Below are 17532 nucleotides of genomic sequence, written 5' to 3'. Positions count from 1 at the left end.
CCTATGCTAGTATAAGTACCATTATTTAAAGCTTATTAATATTATTTAGCCTATAGCTAACTATAAAACTTGCTCTAAGATAGTCCTAAGATTAGGTAAAGTTGAATCGTTTGCAATAATTTTGACTCTCAAAGGATAGACGTAGTGAAAAAGCTGCAACCATTTCGGATTGATCAAGGAATATGTCAATTCGATTTTAATGATTACTATGCTGCCCTAGGAGTCCCTATAACGGCAGATGCAGTCACTTTGCGTAAAAGATACCTATCCATAGCCAAAATTTTGCACCCTGATATTTATGGTCGTCCTCCCCTTGAAAAACATCTAGCAACCCAGTATCTAGCTAAACTGGTTAACCCCGCCTATCATGTTTTAAACCAACCCCTTGAAAGAACTGCATACACTGCCGTACTTAAGCTACTTGGCAAAAGACTTATGAAAAAGGGACAAAGAATTAACCCTCAGTCAGAAGTAGCACGTCAATTACTTTATTTCCCCAGCGACTTTAGCTATGAAAAAGCAGTACAGGAGGTTGCTGAGTACCAATTCCAGTCATTGGATACAATTTTGGAATATTCAGGACAAATAAGTGAACTAAACTTGGTGTATATCCTATATCAAGAGGGTTATAAACATTTCTCCAATAGCGCACCTAGACCTCAAGGAGCAGGGACACCCCAAACTGATAATACTTTTATTCAAACTACCCCACCACCGCCCCCCAGTCCACCGCCAATGTATCCGAGTTATAGAAGTAGCAATACTGGTAATCTTGGCAACACTGGTATATATAAACCTAAAACCGATATTATTTACCCCCCACCTACAGGAGGATCGAGTAAATCAAATAAAATTGATTCTCAGGCAAATACTAGACTACAGCAAGAATCACAAATTAACCAAGAACCGACTAAACCCAAGGTTTCAATTCAGCCCTACCTTAAGCTAGCAGAGGACTATATTGCTAAAAACCAATGGTCAATGGCACGTAATGAGTTAACTAAAGCAGAGCAGATTGATAATGGGAGTAGTAAATGCTATGCCCTGTTGGGTTTAGTTTATATGAATCAAAAACTGATGGGGTTGGCAAAGTCTAATTTTCAAAAAGCTTTGAGATTAAATCCTCAGGAACCTCTAGCCTTAAAATATATAAATAGCTTAGATGCTTCAGGTAAAAAAGATGACCCTAAAGGTAAGGACAAACCAAAATCTAAAAAGGGTGGGTTCTTTGGTTGGCTGAGTGGCAACTGATCCTATATTAAACTTAAAATAACTTGGAACAACTAATTCTAACCACTATTAAATGGTAAATTTAACACTTCCTATAGGGGCTAGGGATTTACTACCCTTGGACGTAGCTCAAAAGCAGTGGATTGAAACTCGCCTGCAATCAGTATTTCGATCATGGGGCTATCATTGCATTATTACCCCAACTCTTGAACATTTAGGCACCCTGACCGTAGGTGGGGCTGTAAAACTGGAATCAGTAATTCAAGTAGATGGGAGTAATGCTGAAGTTTTGGGCTTGCGACCTGAACTAACGGCTTCGATCGCCCGTGCCTATGCGTCAAGATTAGGAAAGGTTACTAGTCCTCAACGTTTGTACTACAACGATAATGTATTTCGGAAGTTGCCTTCAAGTAATCGCCAACAGGAATATTATCAGTCAGGAGTGGAGCTATTAGGGGGAGCAGGGATATTAGCCGACGCTGAAATTTTACTGTTACTGGCAAAATGTCTAGAGAGTACTAGTTTAAATAATTGGCAGATGGTGTTAGGTGATGTGGGATTAACTACGGCTTTACTAAATACTTTTCCTGTCCAATATCAAGCTAAAGTTCGTAGGTGTATTGCTGAGCTAGATCGGATCGGTTTACTAAATTTAGCTATGCCAGAGCAGTTAAAGTCACAGGCTTTAGATTTAATTGATCTCCGTGGTCAGCCCCATGAGGTTTTAGAGCGGATATTATCTCTAACATGGGTTAAACATTTAGATACTGAAATACAATATTTGCAGTCATTGATTGCACTAATAGAGCATAGCTTTCCTGTGACTCCGATCCTAGACCTAAGTTTGGTTCAGAGTTTTGGCTACTACACTGGCATTGTGTTTGAAGTCGTAAGCGGAAACTATGTCATTGCCCAAGGCGGACGTTATGATCAACTGCTCGGACTTTATAACGCCCAATGTGAAAGTCATCCTAGTATTGGTTTTTGTTTAAACTTAGAAGACTTACATAAGGTTTTAATGCCAACACTGCCAAGGGAAATTGAGCCTAGTGCTTGGTTAGTGGTGGCGATCGCTCCTGATGCAGTTAATAATGCCTTTAGCTATGCCTCAGATTTACGGACTAAGTACGGAGTTGCTGTAGAGTTAGAACTAGAGTTTCGTGATCGGGATGCAGTTGTTGCCTATGGGCGATCGCGCGGGATTAAACAAGTGGCTTGGGTCAGTAGCTCTGGAGTCTTGAGTACAGAAAACCTATGATTCCTAATTTAATTCTCCCCGGCTATTTAGCTGGTGCCAAGGATTATCTAGGTTTGCAAATGTCCTTAGAAAATTTAGGCTTTAAAGCAACCATAGTGCCGTTGGAGTGGTGGGAATGGCTCCCCACAGTGGGCGGCAGATCGATCGCACCAATTTTACTAAAGTTAGATCAAGCCGTTAAGCAAATATGTCAAGAGTTGCAAGTATCTCAGGTTAACTTAATTGCCCATTCCGCAGGAGGTTGGGTTTCCAGAATTTATTTGGGTGAAACTCCTTACTATGGGAGAGTTTGGGGTGCAAATGCTCAGGTTGCGCGTTTAATTAGCCTAGGCACTCCCCATCGCAGTAAAGAACCTTGGGCTGCCCCGAATTTAGATTTTGTCAATAACAATTACCCTGATGCTTTTCATCAAAACCTCAAATATATTTGTATAGCGGGTAAGGCTGTTTATGGGGAGAAGACATGGAAGTCTTGGTTGGCATATAGTAGCTATGAATTAACCTGTGGAATAGGCAATACTTGGGGAGATGGCATTATTCCGATTGAATGCGCTCACTTAGCAGGTGCGGAGAATTTAGTTTTAGAAGGGGCAAATCACTCACCTAAAGCTGGTCTGTGGTATGGTTCGCCCGAATTGGTACATAAGTGGGCTAGTTATTTAGAGCCGTAATAATTTTTGAAGGTAATTCATAAAAAAAGGGAACTACCTGCCCCCAATCACCAACTATTCTGATTAATGTTTACCTTTAACTAAGAAAGCTGAATATTAGAAAATTTGATCTCGTAAGTTTTTTGAGTACCTTGCTCGTTAACTTGGACAAATTGACTAGTCATCACATAGTAGTTACCAATTTTTTCGTAGTTATCTTCAAATTTTGCCTGACGGGTAATGGCATCGGTTTGAGGATTACGGAATATAGCGTTATAGGCACTAGAAATATAGCCTTCACCTGTATCCAAGTGCGCTAAATGATTAATGACAAAACCAATGCGACCCATGACCCGACTAACCAGGGAAATCTGATTATCCTTGACTTTATAGTTGGAACCCATTGAGTCGCCAGATACTAAAATTTCTACAGCACCTGAGGCATCGCGATCGCCCATAGAAAAACTAGACTTGCCATGAGCATCTTCAAAGGATTTACGTTTGCGGTGGGTGACGACATCTTTTAATTGATTGGTTAACCATTCCTGTTCTTCATCGACGGTGATTGTTTTTTCTTCACCACTGGGAGTGCGACTGGTACGAGTAATTAGCTTTTGATCGTCCATAATTACTTCTACGGTTAGGTCTTTGGTGATAGTTGCCCTACCTGTACGAGTCATACCATCTATGCTGACAGAGACATCGGCACTGAAGCCCGGAAAGTTAGAGTCCCATGTATAGCGATTTTCGTAAGCAGCCTGAAATAGGTCACGGGCAGAACTTTGTAGAGGTTTTTCAGTTGTTTGCATGGATATTAACTTAATTATTTAAACTAATGCTATTTATTACTAATTACAGCGATCGTAGCATACTAAAGTGGCGACTTTTAATGGGATAAAGCAGTTCCAATATGTGCTGGAACCTAGACTTTAATTTAACTATTACCCATCTGCTGGCAATCGGCACAACACAAAAGGCTGAATTATTAAACTTTTAAATTCCAAGTTTTTATCGTTTTGCCAATGACTAATTTGTCCATCGGTCGGTCGATATAACCAGCCATCATCTAGCCACTGCTTCACAATACTAATGTCATCTTCGGCTAATGCTAGACCCACATCTACTAATTCTAAATGGGGTGCCACAATGAGCATTCGACCTTCTTGAGCGTGTTCCTCTAGCCATTCCCAAACGGCTGTATCAACTAAATCCTGTAAGTGAGTTCTTAATTCGTTCATTACAAAAACTATTAAAGTTCGCCAAAGCCTTTTTTCTTTTTTTTCTTTTTACCGTAGCTTGGTTGACTACCGGGGGGCATATTACCACCCATCATATCGGGAAATCCACCACCGGGCATTCCGGGCATTTTACCTTTACCCATTTGTTGCATCATTGTCCGCATTCTTTGAAAGTCGGAAACCAATTTTGTCACATCTTGGAGTTGATAGCCTGATCCTTTGGCAATGCGCTGTTTACGGCTAGGACTTTTTGCTAGGAGGTCGGGGTCTTGGCGTTCCTGCTTAGTCATCGAACTGATCATTGCCTCGCAGCGTTTTAGTTGATTTTCTGCCTCTTTAATTTGAGCATCATTGATTTTCATGCCTGGGAGCATTTTGAGGAGTCCGCCAAAGGAACCCATGCTTTTCATCATGCGGGTATTTTTGAGGAAGTCATCAAAATCAAACTTAGCGGATAGAATCTTTTCTTGCAGTTTTTCGGCATCGGCAATATTAATTTCTTCCTGCGCTTTTTCCACAAGGGTCAGGACATCACCCATCCCCAAAATCCGTGAAGCCATACGTTCGGGATAAAACGGCTGTAATGCTTCGACTTTTTCGCCCACACCCACAAATTTAATCGGTTGCCCCGAAATCTCCCGTACTGATAGTGCCGCCCCACCTCTAGTATCGCCATCAAGCTTAGTTAAAATTGCGCCAGTGATACCAATTTGGTCATGGAAGGTGCGGGTGAGGTTGGCTGCCTCCTGTCCAGTCATGGCATCTACTACTAATAAAACTTCGTGGGGAGCGATCGCCTGTTTAATTTGGACAAGCTCAGCCATCATGGTTTCATCAATCTGCAAGCGTCCAGCCGTATCCACAATTACAGTATTTATCCCTTCAGCTTTGGCATGGGCAACCCCCTGTCGGGCAATTTCCACGGGATTAGCATCGGTACCCAACTGAAACACGGGTACATCGATCTGATTGCCAAGGGTGATTAACTGATCGATCGCTGCAGGGCGGTAAATATCGGTGGCAACTAAAAGAGTAGTGCGGTTAAGTTTGCGGAGATGTAGGGCTAATTTAGCGGAAGCAGTGGTTTTACCTGTACCCTGTAAGCCTGCCATTAAAATGACGGTCGGTGCAGTCTCTGCCTCAGCCAAGGGTGCATTTTCGCTACCCATGACTTGAACTAACTCATCATAGACAATTTTGATGAATTGCTGGTCGGGACGTACTCCTGCTATAACATCGGCACCTTGGGCTTTCTGGGTAAGGCGATCGCTAAAATCTTTAACTACTTGGAGGTTAGCATCAGCTTCTAATAAGGCGCGGCGGACTTCTCGAATTGCACCTTGAATATTAGATGTGGTGATTTTGTCCTGACCACGCAGCTTTTTCCAAGCCTGTTCAAACTTATCGGAAATTTCATCAAACATGATCTTAAATATTTAAAATTATCCAATTAAATTGGGTGGCAAATATGCGATCGCCATTATTGAGTAAAGTCATAGGTTTATCTAGTCTAGCAATCGGGCACTCAATTTTTGCATTTACTTGAATTTTTACTTTCCCCGCTAAAACGCAAAAACAAAACGCAAATTCTAAAAAATACGTTTTCTTCGATGTAGGGGCAAATTAACTTAAAAAGTGAAATTATGTCGTTACTACTGCTTCAACCGTGGCGATTTGATTATTGGTGTCAACTTCGGTAACTGCCCAACGTAGGGGTTCACCTTGGGTAGAAAGGGTATTTTTAATTGTTTCTACTAAGTCTTCTTGATTCTGGTTTAAGTCAATTTCGGCAGTGATGAAATGGGTAGTCATATCTGATTCCAACAAATAATGTAATTTAATGTAGTTTGTTAATTATTACCCACGATCGCTAAAAAATTTAGTGTAATCTATCTCTAAAAGTTGGGCTTAGTAGATTATGGCAATTATTGCGTTAAGAGCTTGGTATATTCCTGAATACGAACCTTTGCGATCGCTGTTTGAGCGTCCCCATGACTTAAGATTGGCGAAAAATAGTTTACTGAAGTCGGCACTGAGAGCAGATTTTTTAGATGAAGTATCTGTAGTGCGAGAATCTGAGTGGTTTCAGCGATATTTAGCAGGCGAGACGATTGAATTCTATGTAGAAGGTAGTGGCAGCTATGCGATCGCTAACATTGATCTAATTAGCCATGAGGTTTACTTTACTAAGCAAGAGGCACTGTCTCAGCTAGACCCCACCATATTTTTTAGCTATCAAACTCAGCAACCTCATTACAGCGAATTGATTAGAGAGGCACTGGAATCTACGATCGCCCAAATTAATCGCACATCTCGGATCAAGTTAACCCTAGAGCAATCTTTCCGTTCTACTGATGAACCCATTAAGCTCAAAAGTACTTTATTTTCTAAGCTCAAACGTTCGCTATTATTTATTGCCGATGTCAGTGCGATCGCCCAAATTAATGCCGAAATTAATAGTGATCCACCCCAGTTAATTCCCAGTCCCCATGTGTGTGTAGAGGTTGGTTATGCTCTTCAGGTAAAGCGATCGGAGCAGATATTATTAATCCAAGTTGGTAGTCCAGATCAAGGTACTTTTCCCTTTGACTTACCCATTCATCAACGTTTAACTGTGATTAACTACAATGCTCTAATTAGAGAATTACCCGCAGCGATCGCCATTCATTTAGAGCGATTTAATCTGTTTTAAGCGGTCTGGATAGTGCATTTCAACGGTTAATTTAAGGGGTAATGTATGATGAAAAAAGTATGTAATTTAGTTTGAGGCAGTTTTATCGAGAATATTTACGGAGATACCCAAGGCTTAAAACCAAGCCAGATTAAGCAACTAGAGCGTCTATATCGCCAAAGACTGCCCATTGAATCTTTGACAACTCCCGAATTTGCCCAACGACTGGCAGGTATTAGCAGTGATATAAATAAACCTGTATGTGTATTCGTAAATCGGCGGGGGCAGGTAATTAGGGTCGGATTAGGTACGCCCAACCATGCCAAAATTCCGTTAATGGAGTTACCTCGGTATGGGGAAGAACGTTTATGTGGACTGCGCTGTATTGCCACTAATCTTAAGCACGAGCCGCCCAGTATTACAGATTTAACGGCTATGGCTATGCAACGGCTGGATAGTTTGATTACCGTAACTATCACTAGTAAAGGCTATGTTGATCGTGCCTATACCGCCCATATTTTACCTGAGTCAATAGATGGTGAATCTTGGTATGTTTCTCCTCCCCAAAGTTTGGATGCTGTTAGTAAACAGGATTTTTTAGAATTAGTTTCGGGGCTAGAAGATCAGTTTCGGCGCGAATATAAAGCCCAAGTTGTTGAAGATGAACAAGATCGAGTAATTTTAGTCGGTCTAATTACCAGTGATGCTTCCTATCGTTCCTCTCACAAAAAATCAACCCAAAAGCCCCAAGAACTTCTATCCGAACTAGGGCAGTTAGTAGATAGTGCAGGCGGTGTAGTTCTCAGTACAATTCTCCAAAAACGCGATCGCCCCCATCCCCAAACCGTATTAGGTGAAGGTAAAGTTCAAGAAATTGCCCTTGCGGCTCAAACTCAGGGAGCTAACTTAATTGTATTTGACCGAGAATTATCCCCTGCCCAAATTCGGAATTTAGAAAGATTAATGGGAATTAGGGTTAGCGATCGCACGGAAGTAATTTTAGATATATTTGCCCAACGCGCCCAGTCTGCCGCAGGAAAGTTGCAAGTAGAATTAGCTCAATTGCAATATCGTTTACCCCGTTTAGCAGGTAGAGGTATGGCTTTATCCCGATTAGGTGGTGGAATTGGTACCAGAGGACCTGGAGAAACCAAACTGGAAACTGATCGCCGTGTTATTCAAAAACGGATTACCCAACTGCAACATCAAGTCGATCAACTCCAATCCCAACGGGCAAGAATGCGGCAACAACGGATTGATCAAGAAATTCCGACGGTAGCGATCGTGGGATACACCAATGCAGGTAAATCAACTTTACTCAATGCCTTAACCAAGTCCACGGTTTATGCTGCTGACAAGCTATTTGCCACCCTTGATCCAACCACCCGCCGTTTGCATATTCGTGATCAAGAGCATGATCCTAATCCCCAAACCATTCTGATCACTGATACCGTTGGATTTATTCACGAACTGCCACCACCTCTGGTCAATGCTTTTCGCGCCACCCTTGAAGAAGTCACCGAAGCCGATGTATTAATTCACTTAGTTGATATTTCCCATGAGGCGTGGGAATCCCAATTAGAAGCTGTGAATCAGATTTTAGCGGATATGCCGATTGCTGTCGGAGCCACCCTAACCGTATTTAATAAAATTGATGCCGTGCCAGATTTAGATGAAATTAAAGCAAAATATCCTGATGCAATTTATGTTTCCGCTATGCAACGCCAAGGCTTGGATCAACTTTTACAAGAACTAATTACAGTTGTCAAAGCTGAGGTAAGTTAATCTACCCAAAGTATGCTTTACGGATTTTTTCATCTTGAAGTAAGTTAGCTGCCCGATCAGATATTGTTAATTTTCCTGCTTCCAAAACATAAGCCCGATCCGCAGTTTGCAGAGCTAGATTAGCGTTTTGTTCAACTAATAAAATCGTGACTCCATCTTGGCGCAGTTGACGAATCACCCCAAATATTTCTTGGACAATTTGTGGAGCCAGCCCCAGACTAGGTTCATCTAACAGTAACAATTTAGGGCGACTCATAACCGCACGGGCGATCGCTAGCATTTGCTGTTCTCCACCGCTTAAGGTTCCTGCCAATTGCTGTTGACGTTCTTTGAGGCGAGGGAAGATTAAAAACTGCTTTTCCAGATCGGCTTTTATGCCCCAAGTGTCTGATCGCGTGTATGCCCCTAATTCCAAGTTGGCTAACACAGTTTGTCTAGCTAAAACTCTACGTCCTTCTGGGCTTTGGGCAGTACCAAGTTTAACGAGGCGATCGCTAGAAAGATTCGCAATATTTTTACCATCATAGAAAATCTCTCCACCTACAGGATTTACCAACCGTGAAATTGCTTTTAGGGTAGTGCTTTTACCTGCGCCATTTGCCCCGATCAGGGTGACGATTTCCCCTACTTGCACTTCCAGATTAATATTTTGCAAAGCTTGAATTGCGCCATAGTTAACCGATAGATTCCGAATTTCCAGTAGAGGTTGCATAACTTTAACTAATCAACTAACTCCAGCATCATCCCCAAGATAGGCGGCGATTACCTGCGGATCATTTTTAACAACTTCAGGGATACCTAAAGCGATTAGCTGTCCAAAATCTAAGACGGCAATGCGATCGCACAAACCCATAACTAAAGGGACATGATGCTCAATCATAATAATCGTCAAATTAAATAGCGATCGAATTTTGCGAATTAAATCACTAAGGGTAGCTTTCTCCGTAGGATTCATTCCCGCCGCAGGTTCATCTAATAACAGCAACTGTGGTCGTAATGCCAATGCCCTTGCTAGTTCTAACCTGCGCTGATCGCCATAGGGAAGATTATGTGCCAGTTGGGAAGATTTAGACTCTAATCCTACTAACTCCAGTAGCTGATACGATCGCAATTGAATTTCCTGTTCCTCTGCCCTTGCCAACTTTGTTCCCCAAATACTAGCAATTAAATTAGATTTTGTATGGATATGATGGGCGATCGCTACATTTTCTAAAACGGAAAGATTCCCAAATAGGCGTAAATTTTGAAATGTTCTGGCAATTCCTGTTTGAGCAATTTTATAGGGCTGCGATCGACTTATGCTTTGATCTTGATAGATAATTTCGCCGCTACTAGGACGAATTAAGCCCGTAATCAAGTTAAACATCGTGGTTTTGCCTGCTCCATTCGGACCAATCAGTCCAAATATTTCCCCTGACTCTACCGTAAAAGATACCCGATCAATCGCCAATAATCCACTAAACCGTCGGCTAACTTTATGCACAGAAAGTAGGGTTGTCATAATTTACAGCTTTGTTATTACCTAAAAAAAAAGCGGACAACTGCCCACTCTTCGATCCTTGCATAGCCGTTTGACTATAAAATCACAATCAAAATTAGAATTAAAAATTAGTTAGAAATTCAACTCCACAGCTTGGACTTTTTCCACTTGTTTTTTCTTCAAAACCAACATAATTTGGGTTACAAATATTGAAGCAAAGAAGGCTAATAACCACTGAATTCTTCTGGGGTCTTGAAGCACAATTTCACCATCTACTTGACCAAAGCCACCAACATTAGGATTAGAAGTTAAGGCTTCTCCCGCTTTTACCACTTGACCTTCGGAAACCAGTAAATTTGCACCCGCCAAGATTTCTTCAGTTACAGCTTTACCATTTTCAGGCTGAATAGTTACAGCATAACCACCGTAGGTATCTTCTTCTTCATTGGGAGGTATTTCCGTGATTTTGCTAACTGTACCTGCAACGGGCGCAGTCCACTGCACATTATTACTCTTAGCTCCTGTGGGGTAAACCTGTCCTCTACCTCTATTGGCTCCGACATGAACGGGATATTTGAGGAAACTGACATTTTTATCGGTGTTAGGATCGGGGGAAAGTACGGGAAATATGATTTCCGAATATTCATCCCCAGGAATTGGACCAACTATAACAATATTTTCCTTGGTATCACTATAGGGTTGATAGTAAATATCCTTAGTCTTTTCCTTTAGTTCTTCAGAGAGGCGATCTTCGGGGGCAATCTTAAAACCTTCCGGTAGAACGATTACAGCCCCGACATTCAAGCCACCTTTACTACCATCAGCTAAAACCTGCTGTTGACTATGATCATAGGGGATTTTAACAACTGCCTCAAATACAGTGTCGGGCTTAACAGATTGGGGTAGTTCCAACTGGGTGGGCTTTTGCGCTAGGTGACAGTTGGCACAGACAATACGTCCAGTAGCTTCCCTAGGATTCTCATAGGCAGCTTGGGCATAGTAGGGATAGGCTTGCGCTGGAGATGCCACTAGTCCATTAAAAATTAGAACCACTAGGGCGATCGCCAAAAATAAATTTCTCTTCATGGATTATTGATAGTTATGGTAGTTATGAGGGTATGTTAAAAATCTGAGTGCCACTGATACCATTAAACCCACCAAGGAGCTTCATCAGTGCGGAAGTCGGTTTCAGTCCAAGGTAAAAACTGCACCTTATCATCGGACACTTGAGCATGGACTAGAGCCAGCGATAGCGGAGCAGGACCCCGTACTTTTTTACCCGTGCTGTCATACTGAGACCCATGACAAGGACACATAAACTTATTTTCGGCGGTATTCCAGGGGACAACACAGCCTAAATGGGTACAAACCGCATTCAAACCAAAGTTGGCAACTTCTTTACTGTCTGTAACAATAATGTAAGTAGGATCGCCTTTTAAACCTTGGGCAAGAACATGATCGCCAACTTGATGGGAATCTAAAAACTGAGAAGCAATAATATCTTTGCCTAGGGCATCTTTGGCTGTAACCCCACCACCACTACCACCGCTCGAAGGCGGGACAAAGTATTGAACTACAGGATATAACGCACCTAAAACAGTGGTGCCAACTGCTCCACCTAAAAGCACATTCATAAATTGGCGACGACCCATGCTTGGTACATCACTGATTGAAGCTTGACTCATATTTATAAATTTAATCCTTATGTATATTTCTTGGAAACAGACTGGTAATAGTTTAAAGGCTAATTACTAAGCTCCTTGCCTATTACATTTTGTTTCATTTTTTCACATCTTTTATCATATCGACAATTTACGAGCTTCAGTCCTAGCAAATTGCAACGAAATGTTACATGGTCATTCCTATTTAAGTTTTTGTTTAAATTTTTTAAGTTTTAGATTTTTTAGCTCTGAGCCATCCTGTCCATTGCGACGGCGATCGCGCCATTCTAAAAATGTTAAATAACCCACGCCACCCGTAACTCCAGCTAAGAGAAACATCGCAACCCAGAAGAAAGCATTAATAACTGCTGTTTCGGTCATAGTTTAAAACTATTTATAACAAATATTTACAAACCGTTCCGTCCCCAAACCACAAAAGCAATGGAAAGGGTAAACACTGCCAAAAGACCAACCCAGCCTAAAGTTAAAATGTCCATAATTTTAGATTATCGAATGATTAGTGAATTTAGTGAATCTATATTGAAAAATTTGATTGCACTCAATCATACCGATATTTAAGACAACCGTGCAATATTCACTAGGGGATCGCAAGTGCATTTATAGTTCATAGTTCAAGGTGCCTAATGTTAAGTGATAATCAGTATTTATATAGCTTGGTTTTAAAAAACTCTTAGACTGCCCATGTTCGATCAATTAGCTCAAATATTTATTCAATTAATAGATTTTCATCCCGAGTCGGTTCGCCCTGAAACTTTACCCACTATTTTAGTTCTAGTGCTATTAGAGGCAATTTTATCCGCAGATAATGCGATCGCCCTAGCTGCCCTTGTGAGAAGTCTTCCTGATCCCGAGCAGGAACGATGGGCATTGAGATACGGATTAATCGGGGCATTTGTTTTAAGGGTGATCTTAATTTTGACTGCAACTTGGGTAATTAAATATTGGCAATTTGAATTAGCGGGTGCGGTTTACTTACTGTGGTTATCGGGTAGATATTTCTTTGTTAGTAGTGAAGGGCATGAAGAAGGTGAACCAGTGGCAGTCGCCAGTAAGTTATGGGAGGTGGTCTTACTTGTATCTTTAACGGATTTAGCCTTTTCCCTAGATAGCGTCACAGCGGCAGTGGCAGTTGCCCAAGAAACTTGGTTAGTACTCTTAGGAGGTGTAATTGGCATTATCTCCCTGCGGTTTTTAGCGGGTTTATTTATTAAATGGTTAGGTGAATTTTCCAACTTAGAACCTGCGGGGTATTTAATCGTAGTTCTAGTGGGGCTAAGATTGCTGATTAAGGTATTTTCCGATGATTATGTTCCCCCCGAATGGTTGATGCTAAGTTGTATTGCCTTAATATTTATATGGGGTTTCTCAAAACGAGTTCCTGATTTAGAAGAGCCTATCCTTGAAGAGTCGAGTAAAATTAACTAAAAGCTAAATATGTTTGTCTATCCTGACGATCTAAAGTACACCGACTCCCATGAATATATACGTCTGGAGGGTAATGTCGCAACAATTGGAATTACTGCCTTTGCGATCGATCAACTGGGTGATGTGGTGTTTATTGAATTACCTGAAGTTGGTGAAACTATTAGTAAAGGGTTACCCTTCGGCTCTGTGGAATCAGTAAAGGCTGTGGGAGATGTATATGCGCCCATAACTGGTAAGGTGTTAGCAGTAAATCATGACTTAGCTGACTCGCCCGAAACCATTGGTAATGATCCCTATGGTGATTCATGGATGATTAAAGTTGAAGTAGAAGACTTGAGCGAACTAGATTCTGCCCTATCAGCAGCAGATTACAGCAGTAAGGTAGAAGGACAGTAATTAAATTAACGTTTTGGCGTAGGCGATCGCATTTTCATGATTAGTAATAACTTGCTCAACCTGTGCCAATTTTAGTTGGTTTAATACATCGCCAATTTTTGCCCCAGACTTTAAGCCCAGTTCATTTTTTAAGTCATCGCCATTGATCAGGGGAATTTGGTGAGCGATCGGATCATTAGGAGCAAGCCATCGATTTAGCCACGGAATGACACTAATCAAAGATTTGCCAGAGGCAATCGCCAAAATACTCAAAGCTGGGAACATTTCCTTGATAGCCATAAATAATTGATACTGCTGACTAGCAGACACCATACTTTGATCTAAATCTAAATAATTTAAAAATATTGGTAAATACCGCATTAAAGTCACGATCCAGCGTTGTTCGAGTCGGCTAAACCCCAATGATGTCAATGCCGTAGCACTGTTACTAATTGCGGCAAGTTTAATAATGACTGTAACCGAGTGATCGCTACTTAGAATCTGGTTAAAATAATCATCTAGTTCCTGCCATTGCTCTATGACTTCGGCGATCGCCCCATCTATGAGCTTAAATCGCTCCATCATTAGGTTTTTAGTTGGTATCCATGCCCCTAAAATCCCGTCATCAATAGCTAAACTGAGCCACCTGCTTCCAGATTCACCCAATGCCAATAGGTAACTTAGTTCTGTGCGTACCCGCTCCGCCGCAGTATTTTCTAAAGATGGAGCAATCTGAATTAAACATCTTCGGGTTATAGGCTCAATTTCACAGCCAAGTTGAGCAGCTTGACGATAGGCGCGTAAAATTCTGAGAGGGTCTGCCCGCAGGTTTGACTCCCTAAGCATCCGTATCTGCCTACTCTCAATATCTGCCTGCCCTGAAAACGGATCGATTAATTTTGGTAAATATTTAATCTGGCTAATGATACTTGTAGAAAGTTCGGCGCAATCAATGGCGATCGCATTCATCGTAAAGTCTCGGCACCCTAAATCGTCAATGATGGAATTTCCCATTTGTTGAGCAAAGTCTGCCGTCCCATCCTTGAAGACCACACGGGCAATTTGTCGCTCTGCATCCAATAACACAAACCCTGCTCCATGATTTTTGGCGATTCTCCTTGCCGTTTCTACAACCTGCTCAGGTAACACAAAATCTAAATCTAAGTACTTAGAAGTTCGATTAAAAAGGCGATCGCGCACCCACCCACCGACTAGATAGGCAGGTATTTGTAGTTCATTAAGATCAAACATGCAATAGGTAAAACTTTAGAAAATTTAAGTAACCTTACTTAGTCAATTTAATTCTCGACGACCATAGTTAGGCTATAATGATATTAATAGAGTGTGGACAGGAGGTTCTAAGCGTGGCTGTTACATCAATTGAGGCGCATACTGCTTACACGCTTTGTTTTGATTCTACACTTTACACTAGTCCTATCCTAGACTTGCTACTAGCAGATGTTCCCGAAGAGTGGCATTTTATCCTGAGGTTAGGACTCCAAGAAGCTTTAGTAAATGCAGTTAAGCATGGTAATCAACTAGATAGTTCCCGGCAAGTAACGATAGAATTCTTTATGTCAGCCGAATCCTATCACTGGGTTGTTAAGGATCAAGGTACTGAAATCAAGGCTTTACCTGAACCTCAAGCTCCCTGCTTGGAAGCAGAGTGTGGCAGAGGAGTGTATATTATGCACCAGATTTTTGATTATGTATATTGGAATCAAAATGAACGCCAACTGCATCTCCGCAAACAGGTAAAATCAAGTTTTGCCATTGCCTGCTAGTTGGATTAACAGTTAACGATTTGCCCAATACCATGCGTGTTTAAGAATTTTCTCTAGATCAGCATATTGAGGCTGCCATCCTAGAATATTCCTGGCTCTATCACTACTACCAACCAATACAGGTGGGTCTCCCGCACGGCGATCGCTAATCACGACATTAATAGGTTTTTGCGTAACTTTTTTAGCTGTCTCAATTACTTCTTTAACAGAATAGCCATTCCCATTACCAAGGTTAAAAGCTGTAGTTTCTCCACCTTTGCGTAAATACTCTAAGCCTAAAACATGGGCATCAGCTAAGTCATTAACATGGATATAATCCCGAATACAGGTCCCATCAGGGGTAGGGTAGTCTGAGCCAAACACAGAAATATGATCCCTTTGTTCGAGGGCAGTTGCCAAAATCAAAGGAATTAGATGGGTTTCTGGATTGTGATCTTCACCCATTTTGCCCTCTGGATCAGCACCCGCTGCATTAAAATAACGAAATGCTACGGACTTGAGGTTATAGGCAGTATCAAAATCTTTAAGTATATGCTCCACCATTAATTTACTCATGCCATAGGGATTAATGGGGTTTTGGGGATGGCTTTCAGGAATGGGAACTTGGTTTGGCTCTCCATAGGTAGCACAGGTGGAAGAAAATACAAACTGGTTAACATTTGCCTCCACCATTGCCTCTAGTAAAGTTAGGGTACCAACCACATTGTTTCTATAGTATTTGGCAGGATTAGTCACCGACTCCCCCACATAGGCATAGGCAGCAAAGTGCATCACCGCAGCAATATTATGGGTTGAGAAAATTTGATCTAATAATGGGCGATCGCTTGTATCTCCCACAATTAATTCTGCCTTAAGGACTTCTTCGGCAATGTAACGGTGTCCATATACCAAATTATCTAAGATTAAAACCTCATAACCAGCCTTTTGTAATGCCGATACAGCATGACAACCAATATAGCCAGCACCACCAGTCACTAAAATCTTAGGGTTGGGATTGTTCATATTTAAGTAGTTTCAATTAAACAAGTAATTAAGCAAGTAATGTTGTGAACTCAAGATACATATAGCTTCTCATGCTCAACCACAAATACATTGGCATACAGATGAGCCATGATTTCCTGTCCCTGTTGGGTTAGGGAAAGATAGTACAACGCATCCTTCACAAATGGATAGACACTTGTCCAGTAAAACTTCGGGTAATCTCGGCGCAGATCGCCCGGATGGTCATACCCCAAAACTTTATTTACCCCTGTTTCTTCAAACTCGTAATACAATGCCCCAATTTTATTTAAGTAGCGAGGATCACTCAGTTGTCCAATTAGGTCTGCGGCTCTTACCAGTCCTTTATAGCTACTAGTATCTTGGCGATCGCTAGTTTCGGGGACGGGAAATCGGGTAAGTTCAATGTTATCAATAATCTTTTCAGCTTGAATTAAACTATGTCCACCAAAACGCTCAAGGATGAATAACTTACCTCGGTCAACATGATAGGGGGTTAGGCTGGCATCGGATGCGCCAATGGGTAAATCTACTAAACAATTATTAACTCCTGTGGCATATCTCCCACCTTGATCCTGCCTACATACTCCTTTGACATAGCCAATGTCATGGCATACCAAGGAAATAATAAAATGCAGCCAATCCTCCGGAGATACTTTCCCCTCGCGAATATGCTTTCCGCGTAAAATTTCCTGACCGACTAGGGTAACCAAAATTGTATGTTCAACATTATGGTAAAGGGCATCACTGGTGGCGATATTTTCTAAAGCCATACTTCCTGCCCAAGCAATAATTTCCGCAAAGTCATGTTTGTAGCCCCCAAAGGTGCGACTATATCCCGATGTTAGTTGCCTGACAAAGTCATCAATTAAAAGGGCGGTGACGTTGAACATAATTTATGCGGTTGGGTAATAGTCATATAATAATTTAACTAGTTTTTGAATTAATTTTGACT

At 41.4% G+C, this 17532-nt stretch carries 21 protein-coding genes; 8 read left to right on the top strand and 13 right to left on the bottom strand.

Features of this window, described 5'->3' with window-relative positions; all coding sequences use genetic code 11:
* Positions 1–144 precede the first annotated feature (144 nt).
* The 3 genes from SYN7502_RS18510 to SYN7502_RS16960 are packed head-to-tail and all read left to right on the top strand — an operon-like array spanning position 145 to position 3159.
* On the top strand, positions 145–1251 hold the full coding sequence (locus SYN7502_RS18510) for a J domain-containing protein (RefSeq protein ID WP_015169956.1): 1107 nt from the start codon (positions 145–147) through the stop codon (positions 1249–1251).
* A gap of 52 nt (positions 1252–1303) precedes the next feature.
* Complete coding sequence (locus SYN7502_RS16965; protein ID WP_015169955.1) at positions 1304–2488, top strand: ATP phosphoribosyltransferase regulatory subunit; 1185 nt, start codon at positions 1304–1306, stop codon at positions 2486–2488.
* A complete protein-coding gene (locus SYN7502_RS16960; protein ID WP_015169954.1) occupies positions 2485–3159 on the top strand; it encodes an esterase/lipase family protein in 675 nt (224 codons plus the stop codon). Before SYN7502_RS16965 ends, SYN7502_RS16960 begins: the two co-directional genes overlap by 4 nt.
* Before the next feature lie 80 nt (positions 3160–3239).
* On the opposite strand, the gene SYN7502_RS16955 is transcribed toward SYN7502_RS16960, so the two are convergent.
* The 4 genes from SYN7502_RS16955 to SYN7502_RS20340 all read right to left on the bottom strand — a co-directional run bounded on the left by SYN7502_RS16955 (position 3240) and on the right by SYN7502_RS20340 (position 6188).
* Positions 3240–3947, bottom strand: a complete 708-nt coding sequence (locus tag SYN7502_RS16955; protein ID WP_015169953.1) for a DUF3386 domain-containing protein — start codon at positions 3945–3947, stop codon at positions 3240–3242.
* Positions 3948–4079: 132 nt separating this feature from the next.
* On the bottom strand, positions 4080–4376 hold the full coding sequence (locus tag SYN7502_RS16950; RefSeq protein WP_015169952.1) for a DUF2288 domain-containing protein: 297 nt from the start codon (positions 4374–4376) through the stop codon (positions 4080–4082).
* 11 nt (positions 4377–4387) lie between these two features.
* On the bottom strand, positions 4388–5800 hold the full coding sequence (gene ffh / locus SYN7502_RS16945; RefSeq protein ID WP_015169951.1) for a signal recognition particle protein: 1413 nt from the start codon (positions 5798–5800) through the stop codon (positions 4388–4390).
* 217 nt (positions 5801–6017) lie between these two features.
* Complete coding sequence (locus SYN7502_RS20340; protein ID WP_015169950.1) at positions 6018–6188, bottom strand: hypothetical protein; 171 nt, start codon at positions 6186–6188, stop codon at positions 6018–6020.
* A gap of 106 nt (positions 6189–6294) precedes the next feature.
* Between SYN7502_RS20340 and SYN7502_RS16940 the strand changes: the two genes are divergently transcribed.
* Entirely contained in the window at positions 6295–7068 is a 774-nt protein-coding gene (locus tag SYN7502_RS16940; protein WP_015169949.1) for a hypothetical protein, read from the top strand.
* A 177-nt stretch (positions 7069–7245) separates the two neighbouring features.
* A complete protein-coding gene (hflX, locus tag SYN7502_RS16935; RefSeq protein WP_246828944.1) occupies positions 7246–8832 on the top strand; it encodes a GTPase HflX in 1587 nt (528 codons plus the stop codon).
* Position 8833: 1 nt separating this feature from the next.
* Here the strand turns inward: hflX and SYN7502_RS16930 are convergent, their stop codons facing one another.
* From SYN7502_RS16930 to petN, 6 genes are all read right to left on the bottom strand, one after another.
* Positions 8834–9544, bottom strand: coding sequence for an ABC transporter ATP-binding protein (locus SYN7502_RS16930; protein ID WP_015169947.1), 711 nt, complete (start codon positions 9542–9544; stop codon positions 8834–8836).
* Between the two features lie 12 nt (positions 9545–9556).
* A complete protein-coding gene (locus SYN7502_RS16925) occupies positions 9557–10333 on the bottom strand; it encodes an ABC transporter ATP-binding protein (protein ID WP_015169946.1) in 777 nt (258 codons plus the stop codon).
* Positions 10334–10444: 111 nt separating this feature from the next.
* Positions 10445–11398: an apocytochrome f gene (locus SYN7502_RS16920; RefSeq protein WP_015169945.1), complete on the bottom strand. Its 954-nt coding sequence runs from the start codon at positions 11396–11398 to the stop codon at positions 10445–10447.
* A 62-nt stretch (positions 11399–11460) separates the two neighbouring features.
* A complete protein-coding gene (gene petC / locus SYN7502_RS16915) occupies positions 11461–11997 on the bottom strand; it encodes a cytochrome b6-f complex iron-sulfur subunit (protein WP_015169944.1) in 537 nt (178 codons plus the stop codon).
* A 177-nt stretch (positions 11998–12174) separates the two neighbouring features.
* On the bottom strand, positions 12175–12354 hold the full coding sequence (locus SYN7502_RS16910) for a hypothetical protein (RefSeq protein WP_015169943.1): 180 nt from the start codon (positions 12352–12354) through the stop codon (positions 12175–12177).
* 26 nt (positions 12355–12380) lie between these two features.
* Positions 12381–12470, bottom strand: a complete 90-nt coding sequence (gene petN, locus SYN7502_RS19175; RefSeq protein WP_015169942.1) for a cytochrome b6-f complex subunit PetN — start codon at positions 12468–12470, stop codon at positions 12381–12383.
* Positions 12471–12675: 205 nt separating this feature from the next.
* Between petN and SYN7502_RS16905 the strand changes: the two genes are divergently transcribed.
* Both SYN7502_RS16905 and gcvH read left to right on the top strand, forming a co-directional pair.
* Positions 12676–13419: a TerC family protein gene (locus tag SYN7502_RS16905; protein ID WP_015169941.1), complete on the top strand. Its 744-nt coding sequence runs from the start codon at positions 12676–12678 to the stop codon at positions 13417–13419.
* Positions 13420–13428: 9 nt separating this feature from the next.
* Positions 13429–13815: a glycine cleavage system protein GcvH gene (gene gcvH, locus SYN7502_RS16900; protein ID WP_015169940.1), complete on the top strand. Its 387-nt coding sequence runs from the start codon at positions 13429–13431 to the stop codon at positions 13813–13815.
* Here the strand turns inward: gcvH and SYN7502_RS16895 are convergent, their stop codons facing one another.
* A complete protein-coding gene (locus SYN7502_RS16895) occupies positions 13816–15045 on the bottom strand; it encodes a tRNA nucleotidyltransferase/poly(A) polymerase family protein (protein WP_015169939.1) in 1230 nt (409 codons plus the stop codon).
* A gap of 113 nt (positions 15046–15158) precedes the next feature.
* Between SYN7502_RS16895 and SYN7502_RS16890 the strand changes: the two genes are divergently transcribed.
* Positions 15159–15578 carry an ATP-binding protein gene (locus SYN7502_RS16890; RefSeq protein WP_246828943.1) on the top strand — a complete coding sequence of 140 codons (420 nt, stop codon included), beginning with the start codon at positions 15159–15161 and terminating at the stop codon, positions 15576–15578.
* A 12-nt stretch (positions 15579–15590) separates the two neighbouring features.
* Here the strand turns inward: SYN7502_RS16890 and galE are convergent, their stop codons facing one another.
* Both galE and SYN7502_RS16880 read right to left on the bottom strand, forming a co-directional pair.
* A complete protein-coding gene (galE, locus tag SYN7502_RS16885) occupies positions 15591–16580 on the bottom strand; it encodes a UDP-glucose 4-epimerase GalE (protein WP_015169937.1) in 990 nt (329 codons plus the stop codon).
* A 50-nt stretch (positions 16581–16630) separates the two neighbouring features.
* The gene (locus SYN7502_RS16880; RefSeq protein ID WP_015169936.1) at positions 16631–17470 is read right to left on the bottom strand and encodes an Npun_R2479 family HD domain-containing metalloprotein; all 840 of its coding nucleotides are present in this window, start codon (positions 17468–17470) and stop codon (positions 16631–16633) included.
* Positions 17471–17532: the final 62 nt, after the last annotated feature.

The sequence above is a fragment of the Synechococcus sp. PCC 7502 genome, assembly GCF_000317085.1.
GTDB lineage: Bacteria > Cyanobacteriota > Cyanobacteriia > Pseudanabaenales > Pseudanabaenaceae > PCC-7502.
The sequence above is the reverse complement of the archived record's forward strand: the minus strand, read 5'-3'. Positions and strand labels throughout refer to the sequence as shown.

What these genes read in the sequence shown, in the direction of transcription:
- SYN7502_RS16965 (WP_015169955.1), top strand. Translation starts at nt 1,304, where the DNA reads ATGGTAAATTTAACACTTCCTATAGGGGCTAGGGATTTACTACCCTTG.
- SYN7502_RS16960 (WP_015169954.1), top strand. Translation starts at nt 2,485, where the DNA reads ATGATTCCTAATTTAATTCTCCCCGGCTATTTAGCTGGTGCCAAGGAT.
- SYN7502_RS16955 (WP_015169953.1), bottom strand. Translation starts at nt 3,947, where the DNA reads ATGCAAACAACTGAAAAACCTCTACAAAGTTCTGCCCGTGACCTATTT.
- SYN7502_RS16950 (WP_015169952.1), bottom strand. Translation starts at nt 4,376, where the DNA reads ATGAACGAATTAAGAACTCACTTACAGGATTTAGTTGATACAGCCGTT.
- ffh (WP_015169951.1), bottom strand. Translation starts at nt 5,800, where the DNA reads ATGTTTGATGAAATTTCCGATAAGTTTGAACAGGCTTGGAAAAAGCTG.
- SYN7502_RS20340 (WP_015169950.1), bottom strand. Translation starts at nt 6,188, where the DNA reads ATGACTACCCATTTCATCACTGCCGAAATTGACTTAAACCAGAATCAA.
- SYN7502_RS16940 (WP_015169949.1), top strand. Translation starts at nt 6,295, where the DNA reads ATGGCAATTATTGCGTTAAGAGCTTGGTATATTCCTGAATACGAACCT.
- SYN7502_RS16930 (WP_015169947.1), bottom strand. Translation starts at nt 9,544, where the DNA reads ATGCAACCTCTACTGGAAATTCGGAATCTATCGGTTAACTATGGCGCA.
- SYN7502_RS16925 (WP_015169946.1), bottom strand. Translation starts at nt 10,333, where the DNA reads ATGACAACCCTACTTTCTGTGCATAAAGTTAGCCGACGGTTTAGTGGA.
- SYN7502_RS16920 (WP_015169945.1), bottom strand. Translation starts at nt 11,398, where the DNA reads ATGAAGAGAAATTTATTTTTGGCGATCGCCCTAGTGGTTCTAATTTTT.
- petC (WP_015169944.1), bottom strand. Translation starts at nt 11,997, where the DNA reads ATGAGTCAAGCTTCAATCAGTGATGTACCAAGCATGGGTCGTCGCCAA.
- SYN7502_RS16910 (WP_015169943.1), bottom strand. Translation starts at nt 12,354, where the DNA reads ATGACCGAAACAGCAGTTATTAATGCTTTCTTCTGGGTTGCGATGTTT.
- petN (WP_015169942.1), bottom strand. Translation starts at nt 12,470, where the DNA reads ATGGACATTTTAACTTTAGGCTGGGTTGGTCTTTTGGCAGTGTTTACC.
- SYN7502_RS16905 (WP_015169941.1), top strand. Translation starts at nt 12,676, where the DNA reads ATGTTCGATCAATTAGCTCAAATATTTATTCAATTAATAGATTTTCAT.
- gcvH (WP_015169940.1), top strand. Translation starts at nt 13,429, where the DNA reads ATGTTTGTCTATCCTGACGATCTAAAGTACACCGACTCCCATGAATAT.
- SYN7502_RS16895 (WP_015169939.1), bottom strand. Translation starts at nt 15,045, where the DNA reads ATGTTTGATCTTAATGAACTACAAATACCTGCCTATCTAGTCGGTGGG.
- galE (WP_015169937.1), bottom strand. Translation starts at nt 16,580, where the DNA reads ATGAACAATCCCAACCCTAAGATTTTAGTGACTGGTGGTGCTGGCTAT.
- SYN7502_RS16880 (WP_015169936.1), bottom strand. Translation starts at nt 17,470, where the DNA reads ATGTTCAACGTCACCGCCCTTTTAATTGATGACTTTGTCAGGCAACTA.